General features: G+C 65.1%; 12 protein-coding genes. 9 read left to right on the forward strand and 3 right to left on the reverse strand.

The features are described 5' to 3' along the window. Positions 1-2: 2 nt before the first annotated feature. On the reverse strand, positions 3-929 hold the full coding sequence (locus tag A9973_RS04900) for an alpha/beta fold hydrolase (RefSeq protein WP_183012642.1): 927 nt from the start codon (positions 927-929) through the stop codon (positions 3-5). A gap of 360 nt (positions 930-1,289) precedes the next feature. Between A9973_RS04900 and A9973_RS04905 the strand changes: the two genes are divergently transcribed. Continuing rightward, positions 1,290-2,975: a sensor domain-containing diguanylate cyclase gene (locus A9973_RS04905; protein WP_183012643.1), complete on the forward strand. Its 1,686-nt coding sequence runs from the start codon at positions 1,290-1,292 to the stop codon at positions 2,973-2,975. Between the two features lie 31 nt (positions 2,976-3,006). On the opposite strand, the gene A9973_RS04910 is transcribed toward A9973_RS04905, so the two are convergent. Beyond that, a complete protein-coding gene (locus tag A9973_RS04910) occupies positions 3,007-3,948 on the reverse strand; it encodes a LysR family transcriptional regulator (RefSeq protein ID WP_183013156.1) in 942 nt (313 codons plus the stop codon). A 90-nt stretch (positions 3,949-4,038) separates the two neighbouring features. On the opposite strand from A9973_RS04910, the gene A9973_RS04915 reads away from it, so the two are divergent. Genes A9973_RS04915 through A9973_RS04925 form a run of 3 tightly spaced genes read left to right on the forward strand, consistent with a single transcriptional unit; the run spans position 4,039 to position 7,288 of the window. Then, entirely contained in the window at positions 4,039-5,250 is a 1,212-nt protein-coding gene (locus tag A9973_RS04915) for a CaiB/BaiF CoA-transferase family protein (RefSeq protein ID WP_183012644.1), read from the forward strand. Then, complete coding sequence (locus A9973_RS04920) at positions 5,250-6,314, forward strand: NADPH:quinone oxidoreductase family protein (protein ID WP_183012645.1); 1,065 nt, start codon at positions 5,250-5,252, stop codon at positions 6,312-6,314. Before A9973_RS04915 ends, A9973_RS04920 begins: the two co-directional genes overlap by 1 nt. After that, a complete protein-coding gene (locus A9973_RS04925; protein WP_183012646.1) occupies positions 6,263-7,288 on the forward strand; it encodes a tripartite tricarboxylate transporter substrate binding protein in 1,026 nt (341 codons plus the stop codon). The genes A9973_RS04920 and A9973_RS04925 overlap by 52 nt, the downstream gene beginning before the upstream one ends. A gap of 333 nt (positions 7,289-7,621) precedes the next feature. On the opposite strand, the gene A9973_RS04930 is transcribed toward A9973_RS04925, so the two are convergent. After that, positions 7,622-8,674 (reverse strand): asparaginase, encoded by a 1,053-nt coding sequence (locus tag A9973_RS04930; protein WP_183012647.1) that lies wholly within the window; start codon positions 8,672-8,674, stop codon positions 7,622-7,624. A gap of 221 nt (positions 8,675-8,895) precedes the next feature. Between A9973_RS04930 and A9973_RS04935 the strand changes: the two genes are divergently transcribed. The 5 genes from A9973_RS04935 (at position 8,896) to A9973_RS04955 (ending at position 14,071) form a co-directional block, all read left to right on the forward strand. Beyond that, complete coding sequence (locus A9973_RS04935; RefSeq protein WP_370539443.1) at positions 8,896-9,666, forward strand: leucine-rich repeat domain-containing protein; 771 nt, start codon at positions 8,896-8,898, stop codon at positions 9,664-9,666. Between the two features lie 263 nt (positions 9,667-9,929). Then, positions 9,930-11,273, forward strand: coding sequence for an MFS transporter (locus A9973_RS04940; RefSeq protein WP_183012649.1), 1,344 nt, complete (start codon positions 9,930-9,932; stop codon positions 11,271-11,273). Positions 11,274-11,542: 269 nt separating this feature from the next. Beyond that, on the forward strand, positions 11,543-12,448 hold the full coding sequence (locus tag A9973_RS04945) for a hypothetical protein (RefSeq protein WP_183012650.1): 906 nt from the start codon (positions 11,543-11,545) through the stop codon (positions 12,446-12,448). 42 nt (positions 12,449-12,490) lie between these two features. Beyond that, positions 12,491-12,763 carry a hypothetical protein gene (locus A9973_RS04950; RefSeq protein ID WP_183012651.1) on the forward strand — a complete coding sequence of 91 codons (273 nt, stop codon included), beginning with the start codon at positions 12,491-12,493 and terminating at the stop codon, positions 12,761-12,763. Between the two features lie 129 nt (positions 12,764-12,892). Next, positions 12,893-14,071, forward strand: a complete 1,179-nt coding sequence (locus tag A9973_RS04955; protein WP_183012652.1) for a hypothetical protein — start codon at positions 12,893-12,895, stop codon at positions 14,069-14,071. Positions 14,072-14,141: the final 70 nt, after the last annotated feature.

The raw sequence follows: 14,141 nt of genomic DNA on the forward strand, positions 1-14,141 counted from the left end.
GGCTACTGCGACGCAGCCAGAAATCTTACGATCAACCCGACCGTCGCGCCGGTGCTCTCTTCCATCAACCAGTGCCCCGCCCCTGGCACGACTTCTCCGCGCACATCGGTCGCCGCATTACGCATGACGATCGCCATGTTGTCGCCGAAGGACTTCTCTCCGCCGATGGCCAGCACCGGCATGGTGAGCTTGGTTTTGGAGAACGCGATGTTGTCGGCGACGTCGCTCTTGGCGATGGCGTTGAACTGCGCGAAGGCGGCGCGCATCGCGCCTGGCTGGGAATAGAGCTTGGTGTAGTGGCGTCGCGTGGCCTCGTCGATCTTCGACGGCGTGCCGGCAAACTCGTTCCAGAACCGGTCAAGATAGATGCGTTCCCTACCTGCGACCAGACGCTCGAAATCAGGGCCGCCGGCGTTGAAATGCCACAGCGCGGGCCACAGGATGATCTGGTCCCAAGGCGCGATGCCGGGCACGGGTGCGTCCATCACGACGAGTTTGTCGACTTTGTCGGGATAGCTCGCCGCATACGCATAGGCGACCATCGTGCCAATGTCATGGCCGACCACGGCGGTCCTGTCCTGCTTGAACGCCGTCACGACCGCGCGTATGTCGACCGCCTGCGACTTCTTGTCGTAGCCACTGGCGGGTTTTGACGATTTCCCCATGCCGCGCAGGTCCGGCACGATCACCAGGTGCGTCTTCGCGAGCGCTTGCGCGAGTGGCGCCCACATGTCGCCCGTGTCGCCGAACCCGTGAATGAGTACCACGGCAGGGCCGGCGCCACCGGAACGGACGAAAATCTTCGCGCCATCCGCCATGGTGACGGTCTGGTTCTTGAAGCTGCTTGGGAATGCCGGCTGTGCCGCGGCATTGGCGATGCACAGCACCCCGGCCAACAGCGCGACTACCCGCGCAAAGCGACTTTTCATATCGGAACTCCAGTATTGAAGACCAGATCCGCCCGAAACATTGGGAGGCATTGTCGCGCGGAGAACTCAAGATATTTGGGTTAATCCAAGCGGCAAGCGCCCACTCATGAAAAATGCCATATCGCGCCCAGCTTGACGGCGAGTGCCTGCAAGACGCTACATGGAGTCCCTGACAATCCGCTGTATCCGGCATGTCGGCGTCATGAAAACCATTCACCAGAATTCGCCTCCAAAGGCAAAGGCGACGTGACTTGGGGGAAGAGGCTGCCATCATTCGCAATTCTGGCGCGGAACGTGACAGAATGTCAGCCAGGTGCAGCCCGGCTGCACCGGTGAATCCAGCATTGATCAGGCCCTGAAATGCCCGTTATCGGTGATCCGTCCCTAACCCGACCCGCTGACGATGGCGCGGGCGGCGCACATTGCGAACCCGACGGTTCGTTGAACCGGCTGGTGCGTCTGACCCGGCGCTTGTTCAGCGTAGACGTGGCAATTCTGGTGTGCTCCGACGCCGATGACGCGTGGCAGGCGGTGGACGGCACGCCGCCCCCGGAATCCCAGCCCTGGGCCATCGAATGCCCCGTGCGCGCCGCCAATGGGCGCCTGCTGGGCGGCTTGCGGCTGCTGCACGGGCAGGCGCGCGGTTTTACCGACGAAGACAACCAGGCCTTGAAGGACCTGGCCGACCTTGCGGCAATGGCCATCGAACAGCGCCATGTGCGGTCAGGCGAGCGCGGCGGGGAAGACACCTGGCGCGAAGAAGCCCGAAAGCTGTCGCTGGCCATCGCGGGTAGCGGCACGGGTGTCTGGGACCGCAACGTGGTGACCGGCGAGATCACCTATTCGCCCGGCTGGAAAGCCTTGCTTGGCTATAGCGATTCGGAACTCACGACGCGCATCGAGGACGCCTACACCCGCCTGCATCCGGACGACCTTGACTACGTGCGCGCCGCCATGCAGGACCATTTCGACGGCAAGACCGAAAGCTACGAAGTCGAGCACCGCATCCGTTGCAAGGACGGCAGCTACAAGTGGATCTGCAGCCGCGGCAAAGTGATCAGCCGGGACCATTCCGGCAAGGCGTTGCGAATGATGGGCACGACCACCGACATCAGCGCGGTGCGCGCCATGTCTGACCGGCTCAAGCGTACGGCGGACCTTGTCGTCAACCTCACCGACGCTGTGCCCGGGCTGGTCTTCCAGTGCCGGGCGGTGCCCGAAGGCGGCTCGTGGTTCTCGTATGTCAGCGCCGGCATCTGGGACACGTTCGAGCTCACCGCCGATGACGTGCGCGCCAGCACCACCGCTATCGAACAGCGCATCCATCCCGAGGACTTGCCCGCCTATCGCTCGTCGCTGCAAAAGGCAGCCGCCGCACTGACGCCGTGGCACCTGGAATTCCGGGTCTGCCTTCCGTTACAGGGCGTGCAGTGGCGCCAGGGGGACGCCAGCCCGCGCCGCGACGCCGATAACGGCGTGGTATGGCACGGGTTCGTCACGGACATCACCGACCGCAAGCGCGCCGAGTTCGAATTGCGAGAGCACGCCGCCACGGACGCGCTGACGACCTTGCCCAACCGCCGCCATTTCATGTCGCGCATCGCCGCGGAGCTTACGCGGATCAAGGGCCACGGCGGCCTCGGTTCGGCGGTGCTGATGTGCGACCTGGACCACTTCAAGCACATCAACGACACATGGGGACATGCGATCGGTGACGGAGTCCTGCAGCATTTTGCGAATATGCTGCGCACCCAGTTGCGCGACACCGACCTGGTGGGGCGCATCGGCGGCGAGGAGTTCGCCGTCGTGCTGCCCGATACTGACATCGAAAGCGCGCACCGGTTCGCCCGGAACGTGCAGCGCCGGATCGCTGATACGCCGTATTTGTCGGACGGGCGGCATATACCGCTGACGGTCAGCATCGGCATTTCCGCGCTGCATACGAAGGACGACGACGCGGAGCTGGCACTCAGCCGCAGCGACCGCGCGCTGTACTACGCCAAGCAACGGGGACGCAATCGGATCGAATCGGTGTTTTTCCGATAGAAGCCGGCGTTCGGCCCGCCTCGTCCGGGTGTCACCCAACGCGAGCGGTCCTGTCCCAGTCTCGCATATGCCGTTCGATGTGCTCGCGAATGAAGTCGGCCAGCACGCGCGTCGCCATGGACGGAAAGCGGTTGGGCGCGGTAAGCAGGTAGATGGCGTCGCCGACGCCTTCGGGCTCGAACTCGGGCAGCACTTCAACCAGCGTCCGGTCGCGCAACTGGCTCCATACCGCATAGCGGGGCAGCAAGGCCACGCCCAGCCCCGCCAGGACCGCGTCCCGCAGGAACGGGTAATCGCCCGACTGCAGCCTTGGCGCCACGCGCAGGATCAGCGGGTCTCCGTGCTCTTGCTTCATGCGCAAGTCAAAGCGGCGGCCCAGGGACTGCGGCGCAATCAGATCGCAGCGCCCCAGCTGCGCCATCGTCTGCACCGGCGCATTTTCCGCCAGGAATGCCGGCGAGGCGCACAGGCACCACTGGATTCCGCACACGCGGCGCGCCACATGGTCCTCGGGCGGCGATGAGGTGATCTTCAGCGCGATATCGACTTCGGCGGAGATCAGGTCCCCGATGCCGTCGTTGATATGCACGCGCAACGAAATATCGGGATGCGTGCGCGCGAAGTCGAGCAGCACGGGCGCCAGATAAAGATGGCCCAGGCCTGTCGGCAACCGGATGCGCACGTCTCCCCTGACGGCTCCGTCCAGGCTGTCGATGGCGGCTTGCACTGCGCGCATCTCGTCAAGCAAGCGGATGCCATGCTGGTAAAGCAGTTGGCCGGCTTGCGTCAGCTCGACATGCCGGGTGGTCCGCCGGAAGAGCTGCGCGCCCAAGTCCAGTTCCAGCCGCTTCAAGCGATGAGACATGTTCGAACGCGTCATTCCGCAACGCAGCGCGGCGGCGCTCAGATTGCGCGACTCCACCATGGCCACGAAGAGTCTGACCAGATTCAGGTCCGGCATATTGTCAATCATCATTCACCATTCCAGGCACAAATACGTGGATTGTCCAATGCTGCCGGCGAGTCTAGCATCGACCGCATTGTCCTCAGCCGCATCACACCCATGCCGACCACGCCGTTCGCCTCCTCTTCCGGCCCCTATTCAGGCCTGCGCGTACTCGACCTCAGCCAGGGTATCGCGGGCCCCTACTGCGCCCAGATCCTCTGGCAGCAAGGCGCCGACGTGGTGAAGGTAGAACCGCCGGACGGCGATTGGGGCCGCCATGTCGGCGTCGTGCGCGACGATCAGAGCGCACTGTCGATCGCCTATAACGTGGGCAAGCGCGGCGTGTGCGTGGATGCCCGCCAGCCACAGGGCAAAGCCTTGCTGGCGCAAATGGCGCAACGCGCCGACATCCTGATCCAGAATTTCCGCCCCGGCGTGGCTGAACGCATGGGCGTGGGCTATGACAGCCTGGCCGAGCGCTGCCCCGGCCTGGTGTATGTGTCCATCAGCGGCTATGGCCCGGATGGCCCTAGCGCGAACGCGCCGGCGTCGGACTCGGTGATGCAGGCCGACAGCGGGCTGATGTTCGCGAACCAGACGCCCGAGGGCGAGCCGCGCCGGATCGGCCTGCTGATGGCCGACATCGCCACCGCGCTGTATGCCGTCCAGGCCACCAGCGCCGCCCTGTATCAGCAGGCGCGCGGCGGCCGCGGCCAGCACGTGCAACTGAGCCTGTTCCAGGCCTGCGCCGCCTTGCAGGTAAACGACATCCTGGCGTTCGGCATGGCGGGCGCCCGCGCGGCGGGCGCGGTCAGCGCGCCCAATGGCGTGTTCGATACGGCGGACGCCAGCCTGTCGGTCCTGGCGCTGAACAACGACCAGTTTGCCCGGCTCTGCCGCGCGCTGGATCGGACCGACTGGCTGGCGGATCCGGCGCTATCCAGCAACGCGGGGCGCATGGCCCAGCGCGAACGCCTGCACCGCGAACTGTCCGTTCAACTGGCGGCGCAGCCGGCCGCGCACTGGGTGGAGCGCCTGGCACGCGAAGACGTATTGCATGCGCGAGTCAGGGACTACGACAGCCTGGCCGCGCACCCGCAGGCCGCGCATATCGGCTTGCTGGAGCCCCTGGCGCAGCCCGGCGGCACCCCCCTGCCGTTCGCGCGCGTGCCCGGCGCGGCAACGCGCCGGCCGTTGCAGGCCGCGCCTGCGGTCGGCCAGCATACGGTTGCCGCATTGACGGACTGGGGCGTGCCGCCTTCGGACATCCAGTCCTTGCTGGACGCAGGCGTGCTGCGCCAGGCGCCTTCCCCGCAGGAGGACCGCTGATGCGCGCGCTGATCTGCCGACGCCATGGGCCGGTCGAGGACGTCTTGCCGGGAGACATGGCGGACGCTCCGGCCCCTGGGCCCCACGAAGTCACGGTCGCCGTGGAATACGCAAGCGTCAGCCATGCGACCAAGCTGCTGATCCAAGGCAGCTACCAAAGCCGGCCTCCCCTGCCCTTCGCGCCTGGCACGGAAGCCGCCGGGCGCGTCATTGCATGCGGCGCGGACGTCACGCGCCTGAAGCCGGGCGACAAGGTGGTGGCGCTGGCGCGCTGGGGCTGCTACGCGGAACGCCTGACGCTGCCCGAGCACACCGTCTACCCGGTGCCCGACGACTTGCCGCTGCTCTCCGCCCTGCCCATTCCCATTTCCTACGGAACCGCCTGGTGCGCCTTGCTATGGCGCGCGGCCATGCAGCCCGGCGACACGGTGCTGGTGCTGGGAGCCGGATCCGGCGTCGGCCTGGCGGCCGTGGAAATCGCCTCGTCGCTGGGCGCCACGGTACTCGCCTGCGCCAGCACCGACGCCAAACGCCAGGCCGCGCTGGCTGCAGGCGCCGCGCATGCGTTCGCGGCCGACGAAGACATGGCGCAGGCTGTCAAGGCGGCAAGCGGCGGGCGCGGTGCCGACGTGGTGATCGATGCCGTGGGCGGCGACGCCTTCGAACGCAGCGTGCGGGCGGCGGCGGCCAACGCGCGGATGGTCTCGGTCGGCTTCGCCAGCGGCCGCATTCCCGATGTGCCGCTGAACCTGCTGCTGGTGAAGAACATTGCCCTGCATGGGTTTTTCTTTGGCCGCTACATAGGCTGGACGCCCGCCGACGAACGCATCGTCCACGCGCCCGCCATGCAGCGGACGATGTCCACCTTGTTTGACTGGGCCCGCAGCAAGCGGATCCGGCCAGCTGTAACGGCGGTCTATCCGATCACCGGTCTTGCCGCAGCACTCGCCGCCCTGGAAAGTCGACAAGTCGTCGGCAAGGTGGCGATCACAATAACGACGGAGACAAACCCATGTACGCCATCACCGCCCGACTCGCCCCCAGGGCGAGCCGCTTCCGCCTAGCGCGACACGCCACGCAAATTGCCGCCGCCGCGCTGGCCTTGGGCCTTGCCGCAGGCCCATTGACCGCGCTGGCTGCGGACGCCGCGTTTCCCGCCAAGCCCATCACCATGGTCGTCCCCTACCCGCCGGGCGGCCCGACGGATATCGTGGCGCGCCTGGTGGCGGCGGAAATGTCCAAGACCATCGGCCAAAACATCATCGTGGACAACAAGCCCGGCGCAAGCGGGATGATCGGCGCCGATCTCGTGGCGCGCGCCGCGCCGGATGGCTATACCTTCCTGGCCAACGCGTCGCTGCACGTGATCAATCCGTACATCTACGCGTCGATGCGCTACGACGCCTTCAAGGATTTCGCGCCCATCACCCAGCTGGCGGACGTGCCGCTGGTGCTGGTGGTGCCGCAGACCGCCAAGGTCCGCACCGTCCAGGATCTGGTAGCGCAGGGCAAGACGCAGCCGCTGAACTTCGGTTCGGCGGGGTCCGCATCGGCGCAGCAGCTTGCGGGCGAGTCCTTCAAGGTACGCTCCGGCCTGCAGATGCAGCATGTGCCCTACAAGGGCAGCGCGCCGGCATTGACGGACCTGGTAGGCGGACAGATCCAGTTGATGTTCGACTCGATGCCGTCGGCCATGCCGTTCATCAAGTCGGGCAAGCTGCGCGCGGTGGCGGTGACGACCGCGCACCGGGTGGATGAGCTTCCCGACGTGCCGACCATGGCGGAATCCGGTTTCCCCGGTTTCGATATCAGCACCTGGTACGGCCTGTGGGCGCCCAAGGGCACGCCGCCCGAGATCGTGGCCAAGTTGGCCGACCATGCCGCGCGAGCGCTCAAGCAGCCCAACGTCGTGACGCAATACGCGGGGCTGGGCGCCAAGCCGGTGGGATCGGACCCCGCCACCTTCGCGCGCTTCAATGTCTCCGAGGGAGAAAAGTGGCGCGATATCGTCAAGGCGGCGAATATCACGCCGCAATAGCGGAGACCGGGGGCTTCAGCTGCTTTGCCCTGCATGGTCGGCGAAATAAGGGGGTCTTTCGCTAGCGTGCCCGAAATGCGTGCTGGGCGACCCGAAGGAAATCAGTGGCGCCTCCGTGCTGCCGACCCAGATCGCATTGACATCGTTGCAGGTTGAGAGATGGGTGCGTTAACGCGACATGTCAATGGAAGCACTTTCCGCGCGCCTGCGTCACGCCCGGCCCAAGCCGGGCCGGGCTGCGGCGCGGCCGAAAATATTCAATCGCGCCTGCCCTATTCACCTGCCTTGAACATCGTCGAGCTGTTTACGCCCGAAGCCGGCATGCGGGAGTATTCAACGGTCAAACGCGGCCTGCAGTGCTTCCTTGCTGCCCTGCCCCTGATGCAACATCAGCATCAGCAGCAGCCGGGCCTTCTGGGGGCTGAGATCCCCTGCCATGACCGCGCCGGCGTCGTAGGTCGTTTTCCCGCCGCCGGGAAATCCATAGACCGGCATCGTGCGCCCATTCGGCACGCGCGTCGAAATGACGACCGGCACGCCTTTGCCCAGCGCGTACTTGACGGCCTCGAACATCGACACGTTCATGTTGCCCATGCCCACGGCCTGGACCACGATGCCCTTCGCCCCCTGGTCCACCGCGTAGCGCAGCAAGCCGCCATCGGCGCCGCCGAACATGGGCAGGATTTCCACGCGCGGCATCTCGCCTTCGCCGATATCGATGTGCTGACGCCGCAAAGGCGTCCGCGAGAATTGCACGCGGTCCGACCAGACCTCTCCCAGAAACCCGAAGTCACCCGATTTGAAGGTCTCGACATCGGCGGTATGGGTCTTGGTCGCCGTGCGCGCGGCGTTGATCTGATTGTTCATCGCAATCATCACCCCCATGCCCTTGGCATCCGGCGCGGTGGCGATCCGGATCGCGTTGAGCAGGTTGCGCGGCCCGTCGAAATCCGGCGAAGACGCGTTGCGTTGCGCGCCGATCAGAATGACCGGTTTGTCGGACTTCACCGTCAAATCAAGCCAGTATGCGGTCTCTTCCATCGTGTCCGTGCCGTGGGCGATCACCACCCCGGCCACTTCAGGACGCGCCAAGGCGTCATCCACCGACTTGGTCAGACGCGTCCACCACTTGGGTTCGACATAATTGGCCGACATGGCCGAGAAGTTGTTGACTTCAATGCGGGCGTACTTGGCCGCGTCGGGAACCGTCTGCATCAGGTCGTCGCCCGAGATGGCGGGAACCACCCCTTTGGTGACCGGATCCACCTTCATCGCGATCGTGCCGCCCGTCGCGATGAACTGGACGACCGGCAGACTTTCCGCTGCGGCGCCTGCCGACATCGCGCACATTGCAAAAACCGAGAGGATTCGAAATTGCAGGCTCATGAGACGCTTCCAGAATGGTGTACGGAAAGCCCATTCTAGTCAGGAAGACAGCGCTGCGTCACCCCGCCCTGCCCACGTCGTAAACTGGCGTTCCAACGGTTTCTTTGGAAGGACGCATGCCGTTCATTCCGTTTTCAACGCCTCGGCCAAGCCGGAATCAGACCTGGCGGATGATGCATAGTCGCCAGCTTGCGCAATTCCCCGGGGCGCATGAGCGCGTCGTGTTGTACGATGCGCCGCCGGACGACGCCACGCTGGCCTCGATCGAGGACGTTCATCTCTGGGCGCCCCACGAGGATCCGCTGCATGAATTGCCGGAACTCATCGCCCGGCTGCCGTCGCTGATCCATCTGTCGATTGGTCCTGGCGCCATCCTGCCCAGCCTCGTGGATGGGTTGCGCGCTGACATGCTGCCCGCCAGCCTGCGCCACCTTTCCCTGCATCCCGAGCAAGGCACGTATACCTGGAACGCCGGTCCGATGCCCAGGCTGGAGGCCTTGACGGTAGACGCGATGCTCCGCTTCGAGCCGGAAGCATTCCCCGCGCTGATATCGCTGTCCGCGATTCCAGACCGGCGCGGCGTGCTGCTGGACCGCGCGTTGCGGTTGCCGCTCAGGGAGCTGAACCTGTGGAACGTGCCGTTCGATTCGTCAGTATTCGATCGCATCGCCGAAATGCCGTTGCTGGCGCTTGGCTTGCTGGGCGGCCGCACCTTGAAAACGCTGTCCGGTATCGAACAGCTTGCCGGATTGCGTTCGCTACGGCTAAAAAACCAAGGCATGTTGCAAACGATTCGCCCGGTCGCCGCGCTTCCCCACTTGGAGCGGTTGGACATTCAGTACTGCACGCGCATCGGCGACATCGACGTCCTGGGCGCGCTGCCCGCATTGCAGGAGCTGACGTTGGTCGGTTGCGGAAATGTCGGTTTGGGAGATCTGGAACATACCCTGCGCGCCGGCTTGCGGCGCACGAACATTGCGGCGACGCAATAGCGGCGTACTGATGGTCGTCCTGGGCCGCCCAGGCGCCGTCCAGGTCCGGATAAAAGCCCCCGCCGCTTGCCCGGCTGAGCAGAACGGCCCGCCAAACGAACGGCGCTACAATCCCCGGCGGTTTTTGCCCTTCGGCGACACCCAGCCCTCTCAGGAGGATCCCGGCAGGGCCGCGACGGCGCTTTCGGGCTTTCCGCCTGACTTTTCATTGCAGTAGTCCGGCCAGGCCGGATGGTTTTGCGCTTTTCGCGATCGAGGATGTCATGTCTCGGCAGTTGTTGGCTCTCGTGCTGGGGCCGCTTCTTGGCTTGTTCGTTGTCTGCATCGGCAACGCTTTCATTTCTTCCCTTACCACCCTGCGACTGGATGCGGCCGGCGAGTCCGCCACCGTCATCGGCCTGATTTCGTCGTCGTATTTCATCGGCCTGACGCTGGGCGCGATCTTCAACGACCGGCTGATCGTGCGCATCGGCCATATCCGGGCATACAGCAGTTTTGCGTCGCTGATCGCGGTAACGGTGCTGCTGCAAGGGCTGGTCTTCGGCGCCGAGGCATGGTTCGTGCTGCGGCTGATCAACGGGTGGGCAAGCGTCGGCGTGTTCCTGGTGGTGGAAAGCTGGCTGCTGCTGGCCGGCGATCCGAAGATGCGCGGGCGCTTGCTGGCGTTCTACATGATCTCGTTGTACGGATCCGGCATGCTGGGCCAGATCCAGCTTGGCGCCCTGACGCAGCTGGGCGAGATGGCGCCCTTCATGGTGGCGGGGCTGCTGGCCTCGCTGTCGGTGATGCCGATGGTCATCATTCCGCGCATTTCGCCGCTGGCGGAACGCGTCGAACCCCTGATGCCGCAGCACCTGATCCGCATGACGCCCACCGGGGTCATGGGCTGCTTCGGTTCGGGGGTGGCGATCGCGGCGGTATATACCTTGCTGCCGCTGTACCTGCAGCGCATCGGGCTGGATGTGGCCGAAGTCGGCAAGATGATGGGCGCCGTGATCCTGGGCGCCATGGTGCTGCAGTATCCCGTCGGCCGCTGGTCCGACCTGCGCGACCGGCAGGTCGTGCTGATCGCGCTGGCGGTTTTCTGTACCGTGCTCAGCCTGCTGATCCTGCTGTTGCCGACCGGGTCGCCGCTGCTGATCGTCCTGCTGTTCCTGCTGGGCGGCGGCGTGTTCGCCATCTATCCGGTCGCCGTCAGCCACGCCGCGGATCGCGCGCCCGCCGATGCGCTGGTGCGCATGATCCAGGGCCTGCTGCTGATCAATTCGCTGGGGTCGGCCCTGAGCCCGCTGGCGATTTCGCAGGTGATGGCGAAATATGGTGCGGCCGGACTGTTCTGGTGTTTCGCGCTGCTGAACGTCAGCCTGATGGCTTTCTTCATGTGGCGCCGCCGCGAGCGCCCTGCCCCGTCGCCTGTCGCGCCGTTTGCCGCCGCCGCCCAGATGTCGCCGGTGGGCGTCGAATTGCGCGTCACTGAAGACCTTGTCCAGGGCGCGTTGGACCATGAAATGACCGAAGACCTGACCAATGTCGTACCGGGCACGGACGCGGCGGAACCGGTGTTATCGGCCTCGCAGGAAACGCCGCCCGCTTCGGGCGGCGGTTGAAGCGTCTTCCTGCGTTCGTTCGGGCCGCCGCCGAAAGCGGTGCGGCGCAAACCCGGAACGGCTGAAAATGCCATATGTAACAGATTAGCAATACCTGCAATATCGTGAAGCCTGGACGATAAACAGCCCCCTTATACTCGCCTCCGCATCCCAATTCTGCCGGCCGCCATCACGTTTGATTACCCCCCGCGCCGGAAGATCGACCGTTCTATACCGACATCAACAATCAAAACGCTTTTATAGAAATTCGACAGGACGTTTCCTAACTCATGAGAACCCTTATGAAGGTCAGCCCGAGTTTCCGCCGCCGGTGCGTGCGCACCGCCCTGGCCGGCTTGCTTGCCTCCACCTTTGCCGTCCTGAGCAGCCCTGCGCCTGCGCTCGCCGCCACGGACAGCGCGCCAGCAATACAAAAATCCGTCGCCGCCGCCGTGACGCCTCCCGATGCCGCCACGGTGATGTATTTCATCTATCAGATCGACGGCAAAGGCGAAACGTCGTACGAAGTGGCAAACGGCAGCATCGCCACGTATTGGTTCGGCCATGCCTTCGAATCCGAAGGCACGCATTACTACACGGGCTTTGTCTGGGAAACCGCAGAACGGTACGGCAAGCCGGGCGAAGATCAGGTCGGCCCCGAAACGCAGGTCAATATTGCGGAATCCACGTTCGTGCTGAACGATCCCACATCCGAGCGCCCCTGGAAATTCCGGGGCCTTGAGCACACCATCGGCGAATTCGGCGCATACGAAAGGGCCCCGGACGTCGACAAGCGCCGCAAGCCGGTCGAATACCGCACGCCCGCCGGCAAGCTATTGCTGGCCGTGCCGGATACGAGTTTCGACAACGGCATCACCAGCGACGGCTACTCGCTGCTGGTGTTCGATCCCGAACGCCTGAAGACGGATTCGGACAACAAGGTCTGGACCTACGTGGGCAACGTCCTGACGGGCGAAGACAACAGCGCCGCCTGCTCGGATGGCGAAGTGATGCCGTGCACCAACAGCACCGGCGAACTGGTGTTCACCGCAGACGGCGCCAACGACATGCCGCGCCTGGCCGTCAAACCCAACGGCACCACGATCTCGGGGCCGAACAAGACCCGCCAGTTGGGCGCCGCCGACGTCACGCACTACACGTTCAACGCCAAGACCAAGCGGTACGTCAGCCAATAAGAAACTGCCGCGGCGCCCGCCGCGGCAGTTTCCCCTCACGCCATGAACCTGATCCTGCTTGCCTTCATCGTGCTGCTTGCGGCGGCAAGCGTCGTCTATCGCTGCGTCCGCCGCCAGCCCCACGACACCTGCCGCGCCATCGCGCGCAACGTGCTTGGCGGCGTTCGGGTCGGGGCGTCTGGGTTATGTCATCGACGCCATCAAGGCCGGCGCCCTGCCCAGTCTGGCCGCCGCCGTCGTGTGCACGCTGCTGTTCCATGGCGTGCCCTGGAAGCGGCGCACAAACGCTTCGCAACAACCATGACAATCGCCTGAAACCCGAGTGAAACTCGCCTGAAACCCCATGAAAACAGGGCTGGGCGCGCGGTTTCACGTGCCGCCCTTAAAGCTGTTATTAAGCCCGCATGACTACAATTTCCGAATCGCATTCCCGGTTCGCCCGTCATGCCGTTTCTTCAGTTTTCACCGCTTCATCCCGACCGGGGCGGCATCCGCATTGCACCGTCCGATGCCCGTCAGGCGGCCTTGGCGCTCCCCGCCATCCAGCACTTCCTGTCTTCGTTCGGGCTTCGCGACACGGCGAACTGTTCCGGCGTGGCCGGCACGGCGCCCGGCGCGCAGGCATGGCTTAACGCCGCCTTTGCGGCAGCCTGCATGCCGGACCATGACACGACCGGCGTCGCTCACGCATTGAACCTGCGCACGGACACCTGCGACATCGACCTGGACCGCGAGATCGTGCTGGCGATGCTGGCCAGCCCGGTCGCGTTCACGTTCCCCACCCTCGCGGAACTGGAATCGGCGGTGCGCATCCGCCGCTACATCGTCCAGGCCGCGCGCAAGACCGCGTTGGCGTTCGACACCGAACACGCCGAACGGCCATCGGACTACTGGACCTATGACGAGGCGCGCGGCTTTACCGCCCTGCCGGGGCGATCGCTGATCGAAGGCTTGCGCAAGGCCACGCAACCCGAAGCGTCAGGGCAGCTGTACGCGTTCTCGTGCTATCGGGCGACGGAGTACGTGACGGTCCTGGGCATTGCGCAAGAGCTGCTGCACGCCAACCCCGAACTGGGCCGCCGCCTGCAACGCCAATGGGAAACGCGCGCCGTCATGTCCGGCCGCTTCCATGAAGCGTTCCTGCACGAGTACGGTTCGCTTGCCGATCCCCTGCCCCAACGCTTCTACGTGCCGGGCGACCGGCTGTGGTTCCGCAACCCGGACGCGGCCTCGTCCGACGTCGAAGGGTACGAGGGTTCGTGGGTGTTCTATCTGGGCAATGGCCAGTTCAACAATTTCTGGGAACGCGGCGCCCCGTTCACGCTGACGACCAAGTGCGTCGAGATCTTCCATTGGCGCCACGGGCTTCGCACCGATGCCGCCGGCAAGCCCGTCATCGACGAACAGATCGTCCGGGAGCGCGTGCGGCAGACGCTGGCCGACCCCCAGGCCACGGCCGACGTGCTGGCGCGCATGACGCGGATCCGCGATCCGCAAGGCGTCTACGACCAGGGCGGCTGCATCGACGCGACGCGCGAGCGAGTGCGCTGGGTGCGCCCGGGCCATGCAGACATCGCCCTGCCCGAGGTTCCCGAGCGGCCGCAGTGGTCCATCGCGGCCTGATCGGTCGCTCGCGGTTCAGGACATGGGGCAGTAGGCGATCCAGCCCTTGAACGTGAAGCCGGCGTAGAAC

Source organism: Achromobacter sp. UMC46 (genome assembly GCF_014170335.1).
In the GTDB taxonomy this organism is placed as follows: Bacteria; Pseudomonadota; Gammaproteobacteria; order Burkholderiales; family Burkholderiaceae_B; genus Achromobacter.

Bases quoted from the DNA above. Each gene is read 5' to 3' on its own strand.
- A9973_RS04925 (WP_183012646.1), top strand. From the start codon at position 6,263: ATGTACGCCATCACCGCCCGACTCGCCCCCAGGGCGAGCCGCTTCCGC.
- A9973_RS04930 (WP_183012647.1), bottom strand. From the start codon at position 8,674: ATGAGCCTGCAATTTCGAATCCTCTCGGTTTTTGCAATGTGCGCGATG.
- A9973_RS04945 (WP_183012650.1), top strand. From the start codon at position 11,543: ATGAGAACCCTTATGAAGGTCAGCCCGAGTTTCCGCCGCCGGTGCGTG.
- A9973_RS04940 (WP_183012649.1), top strand. From the start codon at position 9,930: ATGTCTCGGCAGTTGTTGGCTCTCGTGCTGGGGCCGCTTCTTGGCTTG.
- A9973_RS04900 (WP_183012642.1), bottom strand. From the start codon at position 929: ATGAAAAGTCGCTTTGCGCGGGTAGTCGCGCTGTTGGCCGGGGTGCTG.
- A9973_RS04950 (WP_183012651.1), top strand. From the start codon at position 12,491: ATGAACCTGATCCTGCTTGCCTTCATCGTGCTGCTTGCGGCGGCAAGC.
- A9973_RS04955 (WP_183012652.1), top strand. From the start codon at position 12,893: ATGCCGTTTCTTCAGTTTTCACCGCTTCATCCCGACCGGGGCGGCATC.
- A9973_RS04905 (WP_183012643.1), top strand. From the start codon at position 1,290: ATGCCCGTTATCGGTGATCCGTCCCTAACCCGACCCGCTGACGATGGC.
- A9973_RS04915 (WP_183012644.1), top strand. From the start codon at position 4,039: ATGCCGACCACGCCGTTCGCCTCCTCTTCCGGCCCCTATTCAGGCCTG.
- A9973_RS04910 (WP_183013156.1), bottom strand. From the start codon at position 3,948: ATGATTGACAATATGCCGGACCTGAATCTGGTCAGACTCTTCGTGGCC.
- A9973_RS04920 (WP_183012645.1), top strand. From the start codon at position 5,250: ATGCGCGCGCTGATCTGCCGACGCCATGGGCCGGTCGAGGACGTCTTG.